Source organism: Rickettsia amblyommatis, assembly GCF_002078335.1.
GTDB lineage: Bacteria > Pseudomonadota > Alphaproteobacteria > Rickettsiales > Rickettsiaceae > Rickettsia > Rickettsia rickettsii.
Genome location: NZ_CP015012.1, coordinates 611,169 through 634,539 on the forward strand (window position 1 = coordinate 611,169; position 23,371 = coordinate 634,539).

Here is a 23,371-nt window from a genome sequence, read left to right on the forward strand (position 1 = left end):
ATTTTAATAACATTTAATAATTATGAATATATTTAATCAATTGAAACAAGATATAATTGTGGCAAGCAGGCAATTATATAATAATCAAGAAATAGCAAATACTGCTACTATTGAAATACCGAAAGATAGTTTTAACGGTGATTTATCAAGTAATATTGCAATGATTATTGCAGCTAAAGAAAGTATTTCTCCTCGGGAAGTGGCTTTAAAATTTAAAGAAGTCCTTATAACATTATCTTATATTGCAAGTATAGAAATAGCAGGACCGGGCTTTATTAATTTTACTATAAAAGCTGATAGTTGGCAGGCATCAATAAAGGATATTTTACAGCATGAAGAAAAGTTTTTTGAAATTGATATAGATAAAAGCAGAAATATTAACATCGAGTATGTTTCGGCAAATCCCACCGGTCCAATGCATATAGGGCATGCTAGGGGTGCGGTATATGGTGATGTGCTAGCAAGGATTTTGCAAAAGGTAGGTTACTCCGTTACAAAAGAATATTATGTTAATGATGCAGGCTCACAAATAAATGATTTAGTTAGTACGGTATTATTACGCTATAAAGAGGCTTTAGGTGAGCAAATTACTATCCCTGCCGGATTATATCCGGGAGAGTATTTAATTCCGCTTGGGCAAATTTTAGCGGAAGAATACGGCAATAAATTGTTAACGATGAACGATGCTGAAAGGTTCAAAATAATCAAAAGTTTTGCCGTAGAAAAAATGCTTGATTTAAATAGAAAAGATTTAGCAGATTTAGGGATTAAACATGATATATTTTTCTCTGAGCAATCATTGCATGATAAAGGTGAGATAGAGAAAACAGTTAAACTACTGGAGCGTATGGGGCTAATTTATGAAGGTACGTTACCTGCCCCTAAAGGTAAAATTCACGAAGAGTGGGATAATAGAGTTCAAAAATTATTTAAATCTACTAAGTACGGTGATAGTCAAGATCGTCCTATAGAAAAAGCTGATGGCAGTTGGTCTTATTTTGCTTCTGATCTTGCATATGCTAAGGATAAAATAGAGCGGGGAGCGAATCACTTAATTTATGTACTTGGTGCCGATCATAGTGGATATGTTAAAAGAATTGAGGCAATAGTTAAAGCTTTAGGTAAGGAGCAGGTTAAAGTGGACGTTAAAATCTGTCAATTGGTCAATTTCGTTGAAAACGGTGTGCCGGTTAAAATGTCAAAACGTCTTGGGAGCTTTGCTAGTGTGCAAGACGTAAATCATGAGGTGGGGAAAGATATCATAAGATTTATGATGTTGACTAGACAAAGTGATAAGCCACTTGATTTTGATTTGGTAAAAGTGAAAGAACAATCAAGAGAAAATCCTATCTTTTATGTACAATATGCACATGTGAGAACGATATCTATTTTATCAAAAGCTAGAGAATTAATGCCTGAATCTTATAATAACTTTGAAGCAGGTAAGTATGATTTATCTTTATTATCCTCTGAAGAAGAAATTGAGATTATAAAACTTTTGGCTAGCTGGACAAAAACATTAGAAGCAGCTGCAAAATATTTTGAACCGCATCGTATCGCATTTTATTTAATAAATTTAGCATCAAAATTTCATTCTATGTGGAATTTCGGTAAAGAAAATAGCGATTATAGATTTGTAATTGAGAGCAATAAAGAATTAACTCTAGCACGCCTTGCTCTTGCAAGTGCCATACAGAAAGTTATAGCTAGCGGTCTCGAAGTGATAGGTGTAGAACCAATGAACAAAATGTAGCTAGGTTTTCATCGTCATTGCAAGGAGGTATTGCTCGTGTGGATACCGAGTCGTCATTGCGAGCAGCCGTAGGCTGGTGTGGCAATCTCATGAAATAATACTCCTGAGATTGCTTCGTCAGAACTTACAATTTTTCCTCGCAATGACGTTTTTCTATTATCAAATTACTAAATATGATCAATAATATTTTTATTAAAATATTTCTAGTATTTTTAGTATGTATATCCGCTATTTATTTTGGTTATCAATATTATCAGAATAGCAAGCCGGTAATTACTATTTATCCTGATGAGCTGCCTACAAAAATAAAACCGTCTATAATAGAAAATAACCAAATAGCAGCAGTACATAGTACGATATATGAAAATCTTATTGCTAAAGATACAAATATTAAAACCGTAAAATTGCTTCCTGACCCTGAGAAACCTATGAGTATAGCTGCTCGTAACCAGAGTCAAAGCGATGAATCTTTTGATGAAATATCTAACCTTATTGCATTAATAGAGCCAAATAATAACTCCAAAAATGAAACGGATTTAAATATAATAAAGCTTGAAAAAGGAAGTAAAGATAAGGTTAGTAATGCTAAAAATTGTAAAAATAATGAAAGTTATAAAGTACAACTAGGTTCGGTCAAATCTGAAGCAGAAGCAATGAAAGAAGGGGAAAGAATAAAAAAGAAATTCCCGAAAATTCTTAAAAATGTTGTTATCACAACCAAAAAAGTTAAATATGACGACGGCAAATTTTTCTATTTAATCTTAGCCGGTGATTATGGTAGTCTTAGTCAAGCTAAAGCGGTTTGTAAGAAATTAGCTTATAATAAGCAGAGTTGTGTGTTGAAGTGATATTTGTATACTCTTATGTCATTCCTGCGCAAGCAGGAATCCATCATAAAGCGAGATAAATCAAGCTTTTAATTTTAAGAATTTGCTGTGTTTATACTTTTTTTCTGGATTCCTGCTTGCGCAGGAATGACATAGAGAACCACGCAACAACGACTGCTCGCAATGACGATAAATAAAAACTAAATAATTTATGAAAGAAGCTAAAATAGAAAATATTGACTTTGGTAATGCATTATCAGAGCGTTATCTTGCTTATGCGTTATCAACAATTATGTCACGTTCGCTTCCTGACGTACGTGATGGACTCAAGCCTGTACATCGTAGGTTATTATACGCAATGCTACAGTTAAGGCTTGAGCCGAATTCCGGCTATAAGAAATGTGCAAGGGTGGTTGGTGACGTAATAGGTAAATACCACCCGCACGGTGATGTGGCAGTGTATGATACCTTGGTACGCCTTGCTCAGCATTTTTCGTTGCGTTATCCTTTAATTGATGGGCAGGGTAATTTCGGCTCTATCGACGGTGATAATGCGGCAGCTATGCGTTATACCGAATCACGTATGACGGACATATGTACGTTATTAATGGAGGACATCGATAAAGATACGGTAGATTTTCGCCCTACTTACGATGATTCCGATTTAGAACCGGTAATAATGCCGGCAAGTTTTCCGAATTTACTAGCTAATGGTTCTGAAGGGATAGCAGTCGGTATGGCAACCAATATACCGCCGCATAATTTACATGAGCTTTGTGATGCTCTAATACATTTAATCGACCATCCGAAAGTTGAAATTAACGATATAATGAACTTTATCAAAGGTCCTGATTTCCCGACCGGCGGCATAATTATTGATAAAGCTGAAGTTATTAATGCTGCATATACTACTGGACGCGGTAGTATTAGAGTAAGAAGCAGATGGGAAAAAGAGGAGCTAAGTTACGGTACATATCAGATAGTCGTAACCGAGATACCTTATCAGGTTCAGAAATCAAAACTTATAGAACAAATAGCAATATTACTAAAGGATAAAAAAATTCCCCTTGTTAGCAATATTAGAGATGAATCAACAGACATTATAAGGTTGGTTATAGAGCCAAGAGATCGGGGATGTGATCCGCAAATAGTTATGGAATCTCTATTCAAGCTAACGAATTTAGAAAGCCGCATTCAGTTAAATATGAATGTGATCGGCAGTAATAACGTGCCGAGAGTAATGAATATTTTAGAGATTTTACAAGAGTTTCTAGATCATAGACAAAATGTTGTTACTCGCAGATCAACTTATCTTTTAAACAAAATCAAGCACCGTTTAGAAATTCTAAAAGGGCTTAGAATAGCTTATCTAAATCTTGATGAGATAATTAAAATTATTCGTGAAGAAGATGAGCCAAAAGCGATAATGATGGAGTGGTTTAAACTAACCGAAATACAAGTAGAAGCGATATTAAATACCCGTCTTCGCTCGCTTCGCAAGCTTGAAGAGCAGGAAATTATTAATGAGCATAGTAATTTGCAGAAGCAACAAGCTATATTAGAAGAAATTCTAAATAACCCTAAAGAACTATGGAAAATAGTTAAAAAAGAAATCAAAACAGTACAAACGAAATTTGGATTAAATACGGTAATAGGAGCAAGGCGTACAAGCTTTGAGGAAGTAACACTTACGAATCAAGTAGTTGATATAACGGCTTTCATTACTAAAGAGCCGATTACTATTATCTGCTCAAAAATGGGGTGGGTGCGTTCGTTAAAAGGTCATAACACCGATTTATCGACTATCAAATATAAAGAAGGTGATGCAGAAAAATTTATTTTAGAAGCTTACACGACTGATAAAATATTAATAGTTAGTGCAGAAGGCAGATTCTTTACTTTGCTTGCCGATAATATTTCCAAAGGTAAAGGAACAGGGGAATCTATAAAGCTACTTGTGGATATAGGCAATAACGATATTACGAATATTTTAGTCTATAAACCTGATCAGCTTTTATTACTTGCAAGTAGTGTAGGTAAGGGGTTTTTAGTTAATTCAAATGAAGTAATGGCTCAAACAAAAACAGGAAAGCAAATTATGAATGTACCGGATGGTCATGTATGTATAGCTTGTTTACCTGTAAACGGGGATAGTATTGCTTGTATCGGTGAAAGTCGTAAATTACTGGTATTTAATATAGATGAAATACCTGAAATGAAAAAAGGGCAAGGTGTAACGCTGCAAAAATTTAAGAATGCTAAGCTTCTAGATATTAAAATATTCAATAAAGAAGATGGCTTAGGTTGGAATAACAATGGAAAAGTAAAACTTGAGAAAAACATTGTTGCATTTTTAGGCAAAAGAGGTAGTACCGGTAAATTACCTCCTATGGGCTTCCCAAAAAATAATAGATTTTCATCATAATTATAATAAAGATTGAGTATATACAAAAAAATAGCATATTTTATATGTATGGTTTGATACAAGCGAATTGTTTATAAATTCGTTTGTACCGTTCTATTATTAAAAGTTTTTATAGGCTTTTAACTCATCTTACCTATTTAAATTAATAGATGTTACTATCTCCTGCTCCTATAACATCAACCTGATCATCAATCTTCCTCTAATTGATATATGTAAAATCTTCATATGTAACTTCTGTATCAATATTGAAGTTATTTTTCTGGATTCCTGCGAAAGCAGGAATGACATAAGAGCTATATATCAATCATTTAAATAATTTCCAATTTCGTTCTTGCAGTGGAGAATCTTCTCTTCCTTCAGAAAAAAATCATTAGTAGGATTTGAGCTTAGTTCTGTAAATATTTCTTCCCAACTTTTTTGCGGTTTTAAGCTTTTATCTGATGATAAATACTTGAGTTCTTCAGAACCATTTTTGTTTTTACATATTCTATATACTATAATTGTTAAAAACAACTATTAGTTACTCTACTTCATATTTCTTAAATGATCTTCTAATTTTCTTAGCTTTCTACCCTCGTTTACTATAGGCTTTACATAGGTTTGCATTTTGGCATTTTCTCTATATTTATTAATCTGATCGATCTGAGCATTGACTTCATCGGTAATGGCTTGCTTTCTATCCTCTATTTTATTTAATACTTCAGTACTATATTCATAATTTTTAACATCAGCATTAAAGTTATTAAGCTCTTCTGTAATCTTTTGGTCTATTTCAGCTCCCTCGGCGGTATCTTTAACTTTTTGTGCTATTAATGCCGGCATTTCTTCGATCTTGATATCATCTCTTTTGAAATGATCTTTAAGCTCTTTATAAGTTTGCTCTAAATTTTCCTGGGCTTTCTCGTGCATAATATCATAATGCTCTTGGCGACGAATATATCGATCTCCATCTATAAATTCTGCATGTTTTCTATGAGCGTTATCTATCATATCTCGCATCTGAGAATCAGTAGCTTTCTCACGCATAAATCTGTCGCCCATCATTACCGGTTCACCTTCCTCAAATAACCTACCATGCACCTCATGAATAAGCTTTCTTTGAGCTAATTCTTGATAATATTCCACATCACTATGTCTACCTGCTTTTTCTAGTCTTGCTAGATATTCCGGTGATAATATATCTGCTTGAGCAGCTAGCGCTTCCTTATTAATATGCATTTGGAGCTCTTCATGTTCTCGTGCTTTTTCATCATCTTTTAATTTTTCGCTATAAGTTCTAAGCCTTGGATCGTTATATTCAAAATCATGCCATTCGGCACTGGTTAGATTACCCTCATAAGCATCACGTAAATCTTTACCGACTATTGCAGTTAAAGCTCCTCTTTTTATTCCTGTATAACCTGCATATATTTTTTCGCCTATACCTACACGCTTTTCTTCTTTTAATTTACGTTTTGTATCAACACGATGCTCTATCTCTTGCCAGCTTCTAAGCACTCCTATATTCTTACCGAATAGACCAACACCTCGCCCTGACATTTCTTGGTGAGCATTTTTATAAGCATCTTGATAATCTCTAGTAAAGTTTGCATCGCTAGCGAGTTCACGTAAATTTGCATCTTTTAATGACTTATCAAGCTCAGCTTTTTGTTCTTTACTTAAAGTGGCGTAATCTTTCACTCCATATTTATTTGCAGCAATTTTATCTCGAAGCTGAGTAAATTTCATTTGCGATAGTTCTTTTGCTTTTAATTCATTCCCCTTAGGTAAATTCTTTAATAATCCTGCAATACCGTTTTCATAATCCGTAATAGCATTCATTTTGACATCTTTAGAATCTATACCGTATTTTCTCTTAACCTCATTTTGTACGGTTTTATTTGCTGAAGAACCGAGAGCTTGCTTTTCAAGCCTTCCCATCATCATATTTTCAAATTTCTCGGCAAAGAACATACGAGTTTGCTCTTTCCCTGCACTTACACGGCTAGTTACAGGTGCACTTACCGTCTTAGCCACATAATTTAGCGGTCTATTCATTTGTTTCGTTGCAGATGTATAAGATTGCTGATTAACTTTTTGTATGTCTGTTAAATTACCTGAAGTACCGGCAATAAATTGTGCCGTCGATATAGCAGTATCGTTAAATTTACTTAGCAAATAAATAGACACAAAAATTAGTAATATCCCGTCAAGTTGGACAAATTTCCCATTTATAAAATTATTAATTCTTTTTGCATCTTTAACTAAATCTAAAAACGGTAATTCAATATAGCGTTCATCTATACACTCATACGCAGCACAATGCTTACATTTATCAGGGTCATTCTTACAAGAATCATCTACTATTATATGATCTTCAGGAACTAATATATTTGCTTTGTGGAAATTATTTATACCGCCTTTCATCGGTACTGGGAACCACCAATAAAATATTGAATGACCCAGGCTTGGATCTATATCCTCAAGGAAACTACCGAATATTTCATTTATCGGACCTAAATTAGGAAAATCATGTTTACATACCGCAAAACCAAGCGTTGAATATATTTCGGTTCTGATGATCATTGAAATAAAAGCGATACCGGCAAATAAAATTATAGGCTGTAATGCATATGATATTAATTGTCTTAACCAATTCTCAAATAACGAACGAGTTATATTAAACAACATGAAACAAATAAATATCGGTCCCATAATTATAATCATACCGATAGTTATAAGAGCGGTTAGATAGATAATAGTGGCTTTAAATATAAGAAAGAAAATGAAATATAAGGCTATTAAATATAGAATGATATATATAAAACCAAGCCAATCAACAAATAGTAAAGAAAATAATTTAGATAAAGTTTGAGGAGAAATAAGTAACCCAAGCAAGCTTTGAGAACCGGGACCGGTAGCCGAAGCTTCATTAATTATTTGCAGTATTTGCTGAACCCCATCAATAAAAAATACGAATAAATAATCATGAAAAAATGTCCAAGCTTTATCCGTACTTAATAATATTGAGACTATACTAACTTTTAATATTCTAACTATAAGTTCGACATGAGTAAGGTTTATATTACCTATTAAAAAGGAAAAGCCCGTAAACATTATATATAGAGTTAAAATAGCCGAGACACTCATCCTATAACCCGACGTATCAATTATTTGTTGATAAGTTTTCTTTATAATCCCATCCTTACCAAATAATACTCCTTTTATTAAATCCGTTAAAAATTGTAGCGGATCGGTTCTAGTATCAGTAACTCCGGACTTTATTACTAATCTATATTGCCCGCTATTATCATCATAAAATTTATCTATAATCTTAAAATAAAGAGGAGATTGAGCATATTTTGACTTATCTGCACCTTTATATTGATAATTTATACCGCCGGCTTTCAAGAATTGTCCTGTACTACTAATACTATAAAATTCATAGCCTACACTCGAAGTAAGCTCTCCTAAATGCTGAGTTATACCTTGCGGTTTACGCTGTGAGTCCGGTGAAATATTGGGATCGGTATTTTTAGCGGCAATAAGTAAATAAAGTCCGACACCGTCTGTCATTATACATGGAGCATTACTAATCATTGCATCATTTTGATTTGCGGGATTAGGAGTACACATATCAAGTCTAGCATTATCCCAAAAAGTACACGGTTGTAGCTTAACGCAAAAAGCAGCCAAAGTAGTTGTGTTATTTTTTTGACCATACCATGGACACCATGCAGATAACTGACCTGAAGTATTTTTATCGCCAAGTATATAACTCCACGGTCTTACCATAACGGTTAAAGGATAGCCGTTTACTTTATAAGCACTATCACGCCATGGTGCTACCTGATCACCTTCCTGTCTTGAAGTAATTTCTTCCGGATCATATCTAGAAGAGACATTGAATTTGATAAAACCGAAATCATCAGGGTCAATACAAGTATCGCCGGTACAACCGGAAAGCAGCAATAGTGATATTAATAATGTAATAAAAATATTTTTGTTCATTTATTATGTGTTATTTCCATATGTCTCAATTTCAACGTCATTGCGAGCAACCATAGGGAGCGTGGCAATCTCATGAAGCAGTACTAAACTTCTGAGATTGCTTCGTCAATTGCTATGCGATTTCCTCGCAATGACGGTGAAAATATTTACAATTATTCTTTCTGCTCTCCTTCCTCTTTCTTCACATCATTACGCTCAGCAAGAAATTTATTTGTAAATTCACCACCTCCTTCCGGTTTTCTAGCTTTATAATTTTGATCAATTATCTTGTCTTTGAAAACTCTAGCCGGAGCCATTGCAGCCTTTTTAACCGGTTTTGTTACCGAATCTATATCCTGCATAACGGCTCCCACAGGATCAGAACGTTCTTGATAATTTCCTGATATTCGTGCCGGTGTAACATTTGTAAGCATTCCAACTACTATATTTACAAAAGTTACTAAACCATATGACATCAAGCAATATGAATAAAATAATAAAGCCGTAGTAAATAATACTAAGAAAGTATTAGCATTGTTCGTTAGAATATTCGAGCTACTAATTTCCGGAACATCTGGTACATAGAAAGGTATTCCGGGTAAGAACGGTAATGTAAAAGAGAAATGCATCGGAATACCAAGATTTGTTAAATCAAGCCCTATTTTTATTGGTATAAGAGTATCCCAACAGGCTCTAACTACCACTTTTAAAAGCTGCTCAGATAAAACCTGATCTATCAATAAAAAGAAAATCAATAATATTGTCGGCTGCACTACATAGCTAAGCAATGTCGATATCCAATTATCAAATAAACTTTTAGTTTTTTCAAATAACATTAATATTATAAAAAACGGTGCCAATGAAATCATAACAGTTACCCCTATGAATGCAATAACATAACCTATTATAACTTCTAAAATAGCTCTAAAATAAGTAATAAGTGAATACATGGTTATAATAGCGATAAATGCTAAACCATTATGTATTTGTAATAATTCAATAAATAGTAATCCCCAAATCCTACCGTTAGTATATTTATCAAATATAGGATCAATAAAACCAAAAATATTAGATCTAGAGCTTGTAGCACCTACTACGTTAGTTACAAAGAAATCAATACCGTCAGTAAATGCACTAAAGAAGTATGTATTAAAGAAGCTCCAACTTTCTTCTCTAATTAAAAAAGCTACTATAGCTATTTTGCATATACGTGTTATTACTTCTACGGCAGTTAATTTTAATGCTCCTGCAACGAACATTAGCCCAAATATAGTAACATAAAGGGTTAATGCAGCTTTAGCTAAATTCTGCACTGCAGAATTTTTAACTAACTTAATATAAAAGTTTTGACTAAAAGTTCTAAACTGATCGGTAATAGGTTTAATAACACCGTTATATATTATATCAGAAAACCAAGTTGTACCGGTATAATTAGCATAATTTACACTAACTACCCCTTGTATATTACTATTAGGATTTACCACCCTTAACCATAAATATCCATTTTGCGGTGCATCAGCCGCAAAGTTATAATCTACCGGCGTACCACGAACAGATGGATCAGGTAACGTACCATCAGGTGTTATTAAATATTCTAACTTTATATTTTGTTGATCACCAGGATTAATTGAATTTGCCCCATTACCTATTTCAACAATCATCGAATAACGACCAAAATATAAAAAATTAGCTGACCAATCATTCTTATTTATATAATCTACAAAACTAGCATAATTTGAAAAATTTTGGCTCCAATCACTCATTAAAACTGAATTACTAAACATGTTACTAACTTGCCAATCGCTAGTAAAATCCATAGTACCGCCGCTAGTGGCTTGATAATATATAAAGCTCCTTTGAGTGCTGCCTGAATTTACAAAACTCTGATCTCGTCCCTTAATAACCTGCCTGCCTACTTTAATTATCATCCCTCTACCTTGATCGTAATAGCAAGCAGGGCTAGTATTTATACCGGCATTAGCAGGACAAGCATTAATTAAGTCCATGAAATACTGTACCGCTCCCGTTATCATAGGCTTACCGACTATTACTCCATTATCGGTATTTTTATACTTTGTAGCAGTACCCGTGCCGCTACATACACTTTTTCTTTCCTTATCTATCATATTACACACCTGCTCTGCAGAAGAGTAAATTATTCTATTATCAAAATTTCCAAGGTTACTTTGAGTATAAAGTGCAGAAGCAGCGAATATCGAGCTATCAAGTTCCTGTGTTAAAATATTATCTACGGTATTAGGAAGTTTTGGAGTATTAGGGCTAAAAAAATTATCTTTACCAACTAAACTAATATTTACTACATCGCCGGCCTTAACTTCAATTCTCGAATTACCGTTAGAATAGTTAAAATATTTAACAGAATCAGACATTTTAGTAAATGAAAGTGCCTCAAGGTCTTTATCAGGCGGTATAGCCCCCGGTGTTTCACTGTTATTGTCCATAACAAAACGAGGAAATCCTAAAGCTTCAAATTGTAATTTAGAATAATTATAAGTTTTAATGAAAACTTGTGGCTTACTAAACCTTGGATCAATTCTATATAATACTAGATATTTTCTAGGTTCAGGAGTAATACCTGAAGTAGACCAATTTATTTTTAACAATTTACCTTTCTCAACAGTATTACCTGTTGATTGCCAAATTCCGGCTGTAGATACACTAATTCCTATATTACCCTCTTGAAAACTTGTAAATTTAGGCACTTCTAAACAACCGAATAAGCTTTTTAACCCGCCAAAACTGGTTGACATCCATGAAAAAGCATCATCGGCTTTAGCTGGTATCACCATAAACAAAACTAATAAAACTAAACTCTTAAGAATTTTCATAATTTTAAATTGTTATTCAACACGTCATACCGTGGCTTGTCCATAGCATTAAATAGCAAACCCGTCATTGCGAGCAGCCGTATGGCTGCGCGGCAATCTCATGAAATAACTCCTGAGATTGCTTCGTCAATTATTGCATAAAATTTCCTCGCAATGACAATTTTCGATTCACCCTCTATTTCGGTGTTTCAGGTTTAGGTGGTTCTTCATTTGTCTTCTCGTCCCCTTCTTTTGGCGTATTTTTCCTATTTTTCTCAGCCTGATCTAATGTCTTATTGCGTTGTTTTAATCGTGCTTTCGCTCTGCCGGTAATACCTTGTCTTGTTTTATCATCCATTCCTATTGAACTTAATGCTTTTTGTTCTGCATCATGAGACATTTTACCACCAATTTCAGTAGCCGAAGGCCCAAAAGCACTAGTTAATTTTACTACCATACGTCCTGAAAATTCGACATAACCGTACATACCGTAAGCAATAATAACTAGAGCTACGATATTTTGCATATTTACTCCCATCATACCCGACATATAATCCATTCCCCAAGGGGCAAACCAATTAATACAGAAGATAGGTACATTCAGCAATGCAATAGGTAAAATAGTACCGATAAACGGAATTTTTATCGGTAAAGCACATTTCCAACACACGCTATAACCTAAAACAAAATCTAGATAAATGGTAAATAGCTGTGTTAGCACTATAATACCTGCCATCATAACTACCGGTTCTATCATATAGCGGATCGTAAACCTCACCCAATTATCAAATAAATACCTAGTAAAATCAAATAATAAGAAACTAATAAATAAAGGAGCTATACCGATTAATATACAAGTTGCCATAAATGCCATAATATAAACGGCAACAGCTCTAAGTGCCGTAATAATTACTATGCCAACCGCAATAAAAGTAATTATAAAATATATAATACCACTCAACCCAAGAGAAAGAAGTGCAAGTAATTGAGCGATAAAGGTTTGACTAAAAAATATTTTACTCATTACTGCATCTAAAAACATGAAAGGATTAGAAATAGTATTAGTAGAAGTAAACAAACTATATCCACTCATATTAGCAATAATTGAGTCTGAAAAATTGGTAATTGCATCAAAAAGATAGTTATTGAAAAATTCAAAGGTATTACCGTTCATAAGTCCGCTAACTACCCCGATTTTTGCTATTCTAATTACTAGCTCTTTTTGGTTTATCTTAGCAAAACCAAGCAAAAACATTGCTCCGTAAGTCATCACATACAGAATTAAAATTGCTTTAATATAGGTAAAAAAGTTAGTACAGGACGAGCTATCATTAGCTTTATAACATACCATATTTTTAAAAATAGAAGTAGCAGCCCCTTGCACTTTAGTTTTAAATAACTGAAGTAACGGATTCATTACTTTAATAGTAAAACTTCCTACTTTTAAGGATGTTAAGAAATGTACTTTATAGCTACCTTCACTATCTTTATAATCCCTTAAATTATTACCAGGATCATTTAGAATTTTCATCCATATATAACCCGCTTCATTTGCGTTAAAGCTATATTTACCTGCACTATCAACGCTAATTCCTTGAGGTGAATAGATTTTACCGCTAGTATTCGGGTTTTCCGAAGGCTTTACTATTATGTATTGCACTCGTCCTCGATCATCAAAAGTATCGTTAAAACTATTACCGTTTTCTCTATAGCATTTAGTCTGTTTAATATTTAAAACGTATCCTCCCGTATTCTTACTACTATCTTGTGAGGTAGGAGACCACAGCCTATATTGTAAATAACTTTTTTCAATATTACTGTTAAAAGGTATATTATATATAACTTTATATAAATATTTACCGTCTTTATCTTTATAGTCAGACGGTTGATCTGTATCTGCAACAAATTTAGCAAATTCTAGCTTAGAAGGCAGAGCTTGACTTACAGAACCCGCATCATTCATTTGATATATTAATCCAGTTGGTCCTTTGCCTCCTTTACCGTCCGCCGTATACCAAAATTTCCGATTCTTTTGAAAATCTCCATCGCTACATATTCCCGAAGTACAATTTACACCTCCAATATAATCTTTATCTTTTGGATTACGATCGCTAACACTATCAGGACATTGACCACTTGGAGGAATATTAGCATTATTAGAACATTGAAGGGCTGAATAGTCGGTAAATAATTTACCTGTGTCGTCAGACCACGAAAATGTAAAACTCCCATCATCTAGGTAGTTTTCTGGTGCTGGTCTAGTTACATTAACCCAAGCCATACATTGCTCTTGACATTCTGGTTTCTTATCACAACGAGGATTACAGCCGAGTGCTCCCCAGTCGCAACCTATTTGCTCATGCCAGTTAGGGCACCTCCATGTGACTTTACAATTCCAATACTTCTCTTTTAACTCACAAGCATTGACATACTTACCTGAATAAACAGAATATTTTCCACAAATTGGATTATAAGTAGTTTTATTCTCTGAACAATCTTTCGTAACTTCAGCACCTTTAAAAGCATCCTTAACTGTCGCATCCGTATTGGCAAAATTAGGAGATATGGAAACTAAAACTCTATCATTGGCGTATAATTCGGCAATATTACGCCATTCATTATTTTTTGCATCCATTATTAGAGAGACAGGTGGATTATTTGCATCGTTAATACGAGGAATCGCGATCATTTGACCGTTATCGTCTAAATTAGATCCAGCCCCTGTACGTTGTAAATTATCTTTCGGTATATAAGCTAAACACAAGCTAATCTGACCGACTACTTGTAAATTTACCGGTTGGCTGTTTTCTACTAGCACCTGAGTATTTAGCCATTCACCGTAACGAGTAGGATCAGGGATAAGCAGAGTCGTGCCGTTGGGCAATATCTTAGTAGTGTTTACATAATTAGCATTAGCATTAAGGGTTATAGTACCGGTTATTGAATCCACCCCTCCTTTACCATCGGACGCATATCTCATGTAGCAGCCGTCAGCGACTTTTACTGCTCCTATCATACCAAGTGCTGCAAAAATAAAGCAAACTAACATTGCTACTATAGCAAGTACTCCTAAAACTTTTAATAAGTTACCCTGCATATTCTATCATTTACCTCCACCCGAACCGCTTGCTAAATCAGCTAATCCTTCACCTGTGCCGCTTTCTGAATCCCCGCCTTGCTGCTCTCCCTCTTTACGCTTACCTCCAACATCCGGCTTATCTCCTACCGGCGGCTTACCTTGCGCAGCCATAGCAACATCCTTAAGGAAAGCTGCTCCTTTCTTTACTGAATCAACGATTTTAGTTGGGCTTGCCGTTACTGTATCCATATTAGGACCATTAGTTAAATCAGAAGCAAATCGCCCTATAGATTTAGAGAAGTAATAAAAAATAACCGAAAATACTAATACGCATAAAAGTTCCGCTAAAATAGATACAACATCTCTAACAATTGATTTTATTGGAAAAAGTATCAATAAATGCTCTTCCCAACCTTCACCTGCATAATATTTTAACATTTTATATCCAAAACTTTCCTGACATTTATCTGCCCCGCCGACAGGAAGCCTTAACTCAAAAGTACTAAATCTAATATCCCCTTTTTCATAATCATATCTAAGGAATTCACAATTTTTAAATATTGCGGAATCATACATAGTTATTAATAAAGCTATAAAACCTGCTACTACTGCCGGCTGCAATGCACATGAAATACATACTTTTAGCCACCCATCAAAATAAGCTTTTGTACGAGTAAATAGAGCCATAGGAATGAATATAGGAGAAATATATGTCATAACGTAAATAGTAATCATGCAAACTAAATAATGCGTAATAAAATATAAAAGTATAGATAAAAATATTACAGAAAATACTAAACCTGCTGCAAATATAATAACGTTTCCGGCCATAAAGAATCCAAACATAACGGTAAAAAATCTAAGTGCTCCTGCTTTACTTAAATCCTTCGGTCTGTCATTTTTGCCGTCAGGATCAAAATTAGGTATAGGTGTATTATTACCACGGGAACCATTGCCGACCACATTCCCTAACACTCCATTCTTATCTATATTATAAAGTAAATCCAAGCCAAGATAATAACCTATACGGCAATCAATCGCGTCCCATAAACCGTAAAATTTATAACCGTCCTTATACTTTGAATTATCAAATTGACATAATCCTCTAGAACCTGCTGCATTAAAGATCATCTGTGCAAAGTCCGGTGCTGCTCCTGTCAAAAGAGGTAATCCATATTTTAACATACCGTTTTCTTTTGTCGGCTGACCGCCGCTAAAATCTAAAGGTCCAAGACCGATAGAAAAATAAGCAACAAATAAGAATTTTATTACAAAAAGAGCTATTTTTGCAGTACTTGCATATTCTGTATTTAGAGCCATATTAAAGGCAAAAAACATAGTATAAAGGATTAATGCCGCACTTATAATTCTCTTTAAATAACCTTGAAACGTAGAAAAAGCAGCAAGATTAGTTATTCTAGAATTTTGATCTTGAGCACTACAACTCTTTCCAGCAAAAAATATTTTATTAAGCGTTTCGCTCAAACACTGAACCGCAAGACCGGAAAAATTAATTAACGATTGACTATAATTTGCTCCCGTATAGCAACTTTTTCCTATATTACAATTCTCATCCTCAGGAGGAGGTGGAGTCGGTGTAGCACTCAAAGATTTACATGCTACCGGCATCGGTCCCCTTGACGTAGGCATAACTAAACATAGATCATTATCCCATTTTTTAACCGTTAAAACGATATTCTTTAATACAGGATTTGCTCCAAGATCAGGATTATTATCGGTACTTAAATCACTAATCTTTTTAGAGTCACCTTCATTTAAAGTATACATGGTGCAAGGGCTACTACTACCTTCTACATTTTTAAAACAAAACGTTATACTAGACGCAACCGAGTTACAATTACCTCTCGGATCTTTCATATCAATATTACGAATTATATAGCCATATGCCGTGTCCGTTTCTAAATACCCATCTGAAGTAGTCGGTAAACTAGAACATGATTCTCCAAAGCCGGCAAAGCTAGCTAAGCTTACAGATGCTATACAAACTATAATAAATATTTTTAAGGTTTTAAGAGTTTTCATTAGAACTATTATCTTTTTTTTCTGTTACTACGCCGCTTTTTACTAGCTCATCCCATGCCTTTTCAGCATTTGCACGTCGTTCTGATATTTCTCCTCCTTCTTGTTCTCTTACTCTTCCTCCTCCGCTTGCTACTAGTTCATTCCATGCTTTTTCTACTTTTACACGTTTATCTCGAATCTCTGCATTTTCCCGTATCTGTTTTACTCCTGTCGGATTATCATGTTCCTTTAAGTTAAAACTATAATCAATTACTCCTGACCCCTTACTTGTACTGTCAACTTTTTCTTGCGGTGACGTAGTAGTATTATCTTCTTTTCTGTCGTTTTCTATATTTTTATTTTCTTCTACCTGTGCCTTTTCTGACTTATTAAGTTCATCAGCTAATTTATCAAATTTATGAGTGACACTATTATCCCTTTCTCTTATCTCAGTTACTACACCGCTATCGACTAATTCATTCCATTTCTTTTCTGCATTCGCATGTTGTTCCGATGTTTCTTCGCCTTGCTGGTCTCTTATTCTTTCTCCCCCGCTTGCTACTAATTCGTTCCACGCTTTCTCTACTTCTGCACGTTTATCACGAATCTCTGCATTTTCCCGTATTTGCTTTACTCCTGTCGGATTATCATGTTTCTGTAAGTTAAAACTATAATCAATTACTCCTGTACCTTTACTTGTGCTGTCAACTTTTTCTTGTGGAACTGCATTATCAACTTTTTTCTGTGAAGGCGGAGTATTATCAATCTCTTTTTTACTTTCTTGATTATTATCGCTTATGATTTTTTCAACACTTTCAGCTTCAATATTACTTTGTGGTGCAGGTGTAGAAATAGAAGTTCTAATACTAGCAGGCGGTGGTGAAACAGCTTCTGTAGGAGCAGGAGGAGGAGTAACAACATCTGATCTTGCTTCACTACTTACAGTTTTTGGGTTAGAAGTTGCTACAGAAGACGAAGCTATCGGCGTTGTTACCGCGGGTGCCGACGTACCTCCGCTTGCAGCAATATTATCATTTGGTAGTCCACCTTTCCCTACCTCTAAATCACTGGCTCCTCCACCTTGACTAGCTTTTAAATCACCAACTCCTCCTCTACTTGCTATCTGATCGCTCCCCTTAGTTGCAGCACCCGCAGTAACAAGTGCTGCCATAGCTGCCTTAAATATTGCTTGCGGTTTTATAGCAACATTATTAAGAGCTACTCCTTCCGTCATATCTGCAGCAAATTCAGCTAGCTGACTACTAAAATTATACATCAAATACAATGTAAAACATGCCGTAACTAACGCAAGCAAAATATTTTTAATTTTCTCAAAAAGCACTTTTGGAGACGTGAAAAACATTCCGGGACCCAAAACTACGCCCGATAAAAACTGGAATTTAGCAAGAAATTTATCGGTAGGGGTATTACCCGGTTTACTATCGACAATTTCACTTACACTATCTTTTGCAAAGTTAAATGCCGTGGTAATAGGGTTATTTAACATATAACCTAAACTATTTTGACAGCTTTCTACGGCATCTTTATCAGGATATTGTGACGTATCATCCCAATCATTATTAATGTAAAATATTAAAACATCCCTCTTAGAAGTAATGCCACCTTGAATTTTGTCTTCTATACTATTGTGAATTAACTTGCTCTTATATTGACATTTACCGTAGAAAGCATAATCATATACCGAAAACATCGTGATCATAAAAGTAACTACTACCATAGGTTGTAGCAAGAACGAGATCATTAGTTTAACCCAGCTATCAAAATAATTTCTTGTATATGCGAATAAAAACATAGGTACAAAAAGAGGAGCTAAAATACCGAGTATTACTATAGATATCATACACATAATCGTTGCATTAACCATAAAGGCAGCAACCGAAATCACAAGTAACGGATAAGAAAGAGCAAGTGACACCAACATCATATTACCGGAGATTATCGCCGGAATTAGCAAATAAATATATGGTGGGGCACTAAAACTAAAGAAATCAAAATTTAAAAAATCATGACTGCGATAAGCATTTTCGACGAGTAACGTAGATAATATATCAAGCCCTAAATAATGAGCTACCCTACAATCTAATGCATCCCATAATGCAATATAAGAAACGGTACCGTCATAAGAAAGATTGTTAAATTTACATAAACCGGACGGAGCAGCATTCATAACCCAACTTGCTAAACCGTTTATACCGTCAAGTAAGAAAGGAAACGCCCACTGAATCATGCCGTCTAACCGGTCATACGGAGAACCATTACCAGGGGTTATATTAATTCCTATTGAAAAATAAGTTACGAATATCATTTTCAATATAAAATTTATATACTCACTTTTTGGCGGTACTTCACCTGCAAGTAATAGTTTAAAGCCAAAAAACATAACATATAAAGTTAGAAAAGCCGTAACTATTTTATACATTCCTACTTGAAACTGAAAGAATGTACTATCTTGCCTTGAAGCCAAATTAACCACTTGGCTTACATTATCAAAACTACAAACATCTTTACTAATTAGTAATCTAGCAATCATTTGCCTCATACATTCTATAAGAGGAGAAGTCATGACTACTGCAGTTTTTGAAGCATTATAAGCTTTTTGATAACATCCATCACCCGCTGCACTACAGGAAACTAAAGCTAAAGGATCGGTAGGAGTTTCATTTGGATCCCCAATAAAATCCTTATCTGCTACATCCATAAAGCTATTATACATGGATTTTGGAAACGGCTCTTTCATATATTTACAGCCGACGGGCACGTCTCCTGTAAATCCTTTTGTCGATACGCATATTCTATCTTTATCTTGAATAACTTTCCAATATATTACAGGAAAGCCTACATCAACTGCAAAACCGTCATCACCAGGCTTACCACTATATGGAACATGATATTCCTTTTTTTTATTTGTCCACGCTTTCTTTATATCATCCCAAGGGTCGCGCCCTGTTAAGACAGCTTTAGCAATAGCAAGTGCCGATTCTGCAACAGATTTTGCCCGAGATACAATTAATTTAGTATTATTACATAAAGCAAAGCGTAATTCTGGATTTTTAGGATCAATTCTGTTTTCACGAGTACATTGACCTCCGGGGAAATTCCCAAAATTACTATCGTTAAATAAATCACTGTCGTTTATTTTAAGCTTTAAAAACGTATTCATGTATAAAACGGGAGAGACAAGATTCATTACCGCAAAAGTAAAGAACGGAGCAACAATACATGTATGAGAAAATTCAGTACGCAGCAAATTGCCTACGCCTTGAGTTTCGCAAGTTAAGCCACTCAAAATATCTACAATGCTATCAAGAGTATCTTTAGCATGAGTTTTAGTAACTAATCCTAAATTTAGGGCAAAGCTTAATACTAATGTTATAATTATACTACGAGGAAATAACTTCATAACTAGTTACTTGCCTCGCATTGTACAAATGTCATCCCGTGGCTTGTCCACGGGATCTCAGAATACAGTCTGTGAGACAAGATCCCGCAGTCAAGCTGTGGGATGACAGACAGGAATCTATAATGTTTTAACTGCTTCATAAAATATAGGTAACCATTTATCCGGATCATTGCCGTGTTTCTCTCTAATTTGATCGAGCAATATTACAGTTTCAACTCTACCGGATAAAACACTGATTATGTTATCCATACCATCTAAGCTAACTTTTGCAACTACGGCATCTATTCCTTGTTTTATTAAAAAATAACGTGTAGTAGGGTCGGTAGTTTTAATTAAAATATATTCTCGCTGACTTAACATAAATGCACTACGATAAATATCCGTAGCTTTCAAATTAGGTAAAAAAATCTGCGTAGCTGTTTGTTGAATCAACGTATCACTAATGCTACTTTTTGCGGCATCTTCAACACTCTGCGTAGCAAATATAACAAAAGTATTTAATTTTCTCAACACTTTTAACCAATCTTTGATCTTAGGTGCAAATACCGGATTATCGATTAAAGCCCATGCTTCATCAAGTACTATCATAGTTTTCTGCCCATCTAAAGAGATATTAATACGATGGAAAATATATAGTAATACCGGTGCAAGGCTTACAGGATCTTTAAGTAATTCAGTCATATCAAAACCGAATACTCTTGCTTTTTGTAAATCAATATCATCTATGTCATTGTCAAATAGCTTAGCGTGTGAACCTTTACCGACCCACATTGCAATCCTACTTGCCAAACTATTTGGTGTATCAATACCAAGAAATGCTATAACATTACTAAGCCTTCTGTCTTTTTTTTCTAATCTAAAATTACCGCTTACCGCTTGAGATAAGATTTTATTATCTTGTGCAGTTAAACTTTCACCGTTAGAAGTTACAAGCACGCGAAGCCACTCTAAAATAAATGTTCTATTCTCACTAGTATCTTCAAGCTGTAAAGGGTTAAAGCTGCATTTTAAACCCGGATCAATTACTGTGTAAACTCCGTTTAAAGCACGTATAAATATTTCTGCTCCTCGATCTTTATCAAAAAAGAACATACGAGGCTTGAATTTTTGTGCTTCAGCACATAAGAAATTCATAAGAACTGTTTTACCGGCACCGGTTGGGCCGATAATGAGAGTATGTCCAACATCCCTTACATGGAAATTAAAATAAAACGGTGTACCTGAAGTAGTATCAAATACTGTGACATATTCTCCCCAATGGTTATCTCTAATTTTACCGAGCGGATAATTATGTTGTGAGGCAAAGCTAGCCATATTAAGAGTATTTATAGTGGATTTACGCACTATATAATCCATATTTCCCGGCAACTGTCCCCAATAGCTAGGTTCCATGTTAACTTTTTCTCTAACCGGCTGAATTCCTGAATTAGAAAGCTCAACTGCTGCCATTGACAATATATCTTCCAAAGCTTTAATATTATTTGCGGAACATAAAAGCGATAAATGATGCTCACCGAAAGCGATATCACCGCTAGTGGCCATATCAAGGGCCGTATTAATTTCAACAATTTGTGAAGTAGCTTTATCACCGGATTGTATCATTCTATTTTGCTGTAATTGCATTTTACCGATCGCTACTGTTCTATTAACAAAGACAAAGCTTTGCGTCATAACAAATTCAAAAGGCATTTGCAGAAATCCGTCAAAAATTCCTGCCGAAGTATTAGGACCGTATTCAAGTATACTGATCATTCCGGCATATTTCTTGCCAAGCGGACTTCTTGCTTCAATAGTACGAGAATCAAAAAATAAGCGATGCGTCGGTAAATATTCGTCAATAGTACCACGCGGTAATGCTATAGGACCCGGTGAATCGCCGCAATTGATTAAAGATGAAAGGAATTCTAAAATTTCACAATAACTACCTGACTGCGTTTGACGAACTCCAAGTAATCTTGCTCCGTAACTTCTGAATGTATTAACCACTCTAGTTGACATTTCTTGAAGATTGTCTTTCATCTCTTTCATGTCGTTTTCCCAAACGGTTTTATTAGATTTCTGTCTAAGCTTCTTTAGAAAATACTCAACTATAGCAACACCGCTAGTATCAGGCTTATATAAAATACTAACATATAATTCGTTAAAAAACGACCTAGCCCCAGCATGTTTCTTACGCCATTCTGCACCTAAATAAGTAATAAAATCATTAGGGACTTTTACGGTAGGATCATAAGTAAATTCCGTATCGTCAAATATTACTGCTTTACGTCTTCGAATAGTATGGAAATACATAATGATATTTCCCGAAGCCATATTTTTAAGTAAGGCATTTCTGATATTCTTTTTAATGTCTAGATCTTCATCATCAGCAGTTTCAAAAGAAAATCCATTTATTTTAATAACTTGTAATAAAGAATTATCTTTTGTTAAAATAGTATTACTATCCCAATGACATTTATAAGGAATAAAATGTGAAGTGGGTATTTCTTGTTTAGACCTTAATTCTTTAGCTGCTCTAGTTCTAAATAACTTCATTACCTCACCTGATTTAACTATTTTGATTTATTGTGTCAGTTATATCTCTTTTTATGTCATGCCCGCGTAGGCGGGAACCCAGATTTTTTGTTGTCATCCCGTGGCTACGACCACGGGATCTTGTATCACAGACTGTGTGTCCTAAGATACCGTGATCAAGACGCGGTATGACATTAAATGTTACTGGATTCCCGCCTACGCGGGCATGACATAAAACTCAAATATTATACGAATTTGCTCCGTAGTAAAATTTATTAGGACATTGGCTAGTTCTTGACATTTTATTTAAATATAGCTCTATGAATCTCGGTTCTTTAAAACATATAATATAAGCTACAAAATGCAAAGCAGCTGCAATGAATAAAATCATAATGCCGTTATTCCAAATGAATACTATCATCGTCATTATCATATTTAATGCAGCAAACTTAATACTTACTCCAAATATCATCGGTGGTCTAGTTAACCCTACAAATAAAAGATCGGATGCTAATGCTCCTGCCATAAAAAAC

10 protein-coding genes are annotated in these 23,371 nt (G+C 34.6%); 3 read left to right on the plus strand and 7 right to left on the minus strand.

Annotated features, from left to right (window positions below; all coding sequences use genetic code 11):
• Positions 1–22: 22 nt before the first annotated feature.
• The 3 genes from argS to parC all read left to right on the plus strand — a co-directional run bounded on the left by argS (position 23) and on the right by parC (position 5,005).
• Complete coding sequence (gene argS / locus A3305_RS03525; RefSeq protein WP_014391780.1) at positions 23–1,753, plus strand: arginine--tRNA ligase; 1,731 nt, start codon at positions 23–25, stop codon at positions 1,751–1,753.
• A gap of 173 nt (positions 1,754–1,926) precedes the next feature.
• Positions 1,927–2,601 (plus strand): SPOR domain-containing protein, encoded by a 675-nt coding sequence (locus A3305_RS03530; protein ID WP_014391781.1) that lies wholly within the window; start codon positions 1,927–1,929, stop codon positions 2,599–2,601.
• Between the two features lie 190 nt (positions 2,602–2,791).
• Positions 2,792–5,005: a DNA topoisomerase IV subunit A gene (gene parC, locus A3305_RS03535; protein WP_014391782.1), complete on the plus strand. Its 2,214-nt coding sequence runs from the start codon at positions 2,792–2,794 to the stop codon at positions 5,003–5,005.
• 525 nt (positions 5,006–5,530) lie between these two features.
• Here parC and A3305_RS03545 read toward each other — a convergent pair.
• The 7 genes from A3305_RS03545 to A3305_RS03575 form a co-directional block, all read right to left on the minus strand.
• A complete protein-coding gene (locus A3305_RS03545; protein WP_014391784.1) occupies positions 5,531–8,995 on the minus strand; it encodes a type IV secretion system protein in 3,465 nt (1,154 codons plus the stop codon).
• Positions 8,996–9,147: 152 nt separating this feature from the next.
• Positions 9,148–11,823, minus strand: coding sequence for a type IV secretion system protein (locus A3305_RS03550; RefSeq protein ID WP_014391785.1), 2,676 nt, complete (start codon positions 11,821–11,823; stop codon positions 9,148–9,150).
• Positions 11,824–11,998: 175 nt separating this feature from the next.
• Positions 11,999–14,899 (minus strand): type IV secretion system protein, encoded by a 2,901-nt coding sequence (locus tag A3305_RS03555; protein ID WP_045799380.1) that lies wholly within the window; start codon positions 14,897–14,899, stop codon positions 11,999–12,001.
• 6 nt (positions 14,900–14,905) lie between these two features.
• Entirely contained in the window at positions 14,906–16,924 is a 2,019-nt protein-coding gene (locus A3305_RS03560) for a type IV secretion system protein (protein ID WP_014391787.1), read from the minus strand.
• The gene (locus A3305_RS03565) at positions 16,911–20,324 is read right to left on the minus strand and encodes a type IV secretion system protein (RefSeq protein WP_014391788.1); all 3,414 of its coding nucleotides are present in this window, start codon (positions 20,322–20,324) and stop codon (positions 16,911–16,913) included. Before A3305_RS03565 ends, A3305_RS03560 begins: the two co-directional genes overlap by 14 nt.
• 117 nt (positions 20,325–20,441) lie before the next feature.
• Positions 20,442–22,859 carry a VirB4 family type IV secretion/conjugal transfer ATPase gene (locus A3305_RS03570; protein WP_014391789.1) on the minus strand — a complete coding sequence of 806 codons (2,418 nt, stop codon included), beginning with the start codon at positions 22,857–22,859 and terminating at the stop codon, positions 20,442–20,444.
• A gap of 217 nt (positions 22,860–23,076) precedes the next feature.
• On the minus strand, positions 23,077–23,364 hold the full coding sequence (locus A3305_RS03575) for a type IV secretion system protein VirB3 (protein ID WP_014391790.1): 288 nt from the start codon (positions 23,362–23,364) through the stop codon (positions 23,077–23,079).
• Positions 23,365–23,371: the final 7 nt, after the last annotated feature.

Excerpts from the sequence above, each read along its gene's own strand:
- A3305_RS03545 (WP_014391784.1), bottom strand. The coding sequence starts at position 8,995 with ATGAACAAAAATATTTTTATTACATTATTAATATCACTATTGCTGCTT.
- parC (WP_014391782.1), top strand. The coding sequence starts at position 2,792 with ATGAAAGAAGCTAAAATAGAAAATATTGACTTTGGTAATGCATTATCA.
- A3305_RS03560 (WP_014391787.1), bottom strand. The coding sequence starts at position 16,924 with ATGAAAACTCTTAAAACCTTAAAAATATTTATTATAGTTTGTATAGCA.
- A3305_RS03555 (WP_045799380.1), bottom strand. The coding sequence starts at position 14,899 with ATGCAGGGTAACTTATTAAAAGTTTTAGGAGTACTTGCTATAGTAGCA.
- A3305_RS03530 (WP_014391781.1), top strand. The coding sequence starts at position 1,927 with ATGATCAATAATATTTTTATTAAAATATTTCTAGTATTTTTAGTATGT.
- A3305_RS03565 (WP_014391788.1), bottom strand. The coding sequence starts at position 20,324 with ATGAAGTTATTTCCTCGTAGTATAATTATAACATTAGTATTAAGCTTT.
- argS (WP_014391780.1), top strand. The coding sequence starts at position 23 with ATGAATATATTTAATCAATTGAAACAAGATATAATTGTGGCAAGCAGG.
- A3305_RS03570 (WP_014391789.1), bottom strand. The coding sequence starts at position 22,859 with ATGAAGTTATTTAGAACTAGAGCAGCTAAAGAATTAAGGTCTAAACAA.
- A3305_RS03575 (WP_014391790.1), bottom strand. The coding sequence starts at position 23,364 with ATGGCAGGAGCATTAGCATCCGATCTTTTATTTGTAGGGTTAACTAGA.
- A3305_RS03550 (WP_014391785.1), bottom strand. The coding sequence starts at position 11,823 with ATGAAAATTCTTAAGAGTTTAGTTTTATTAGTTTTGTTTATGGTGATA.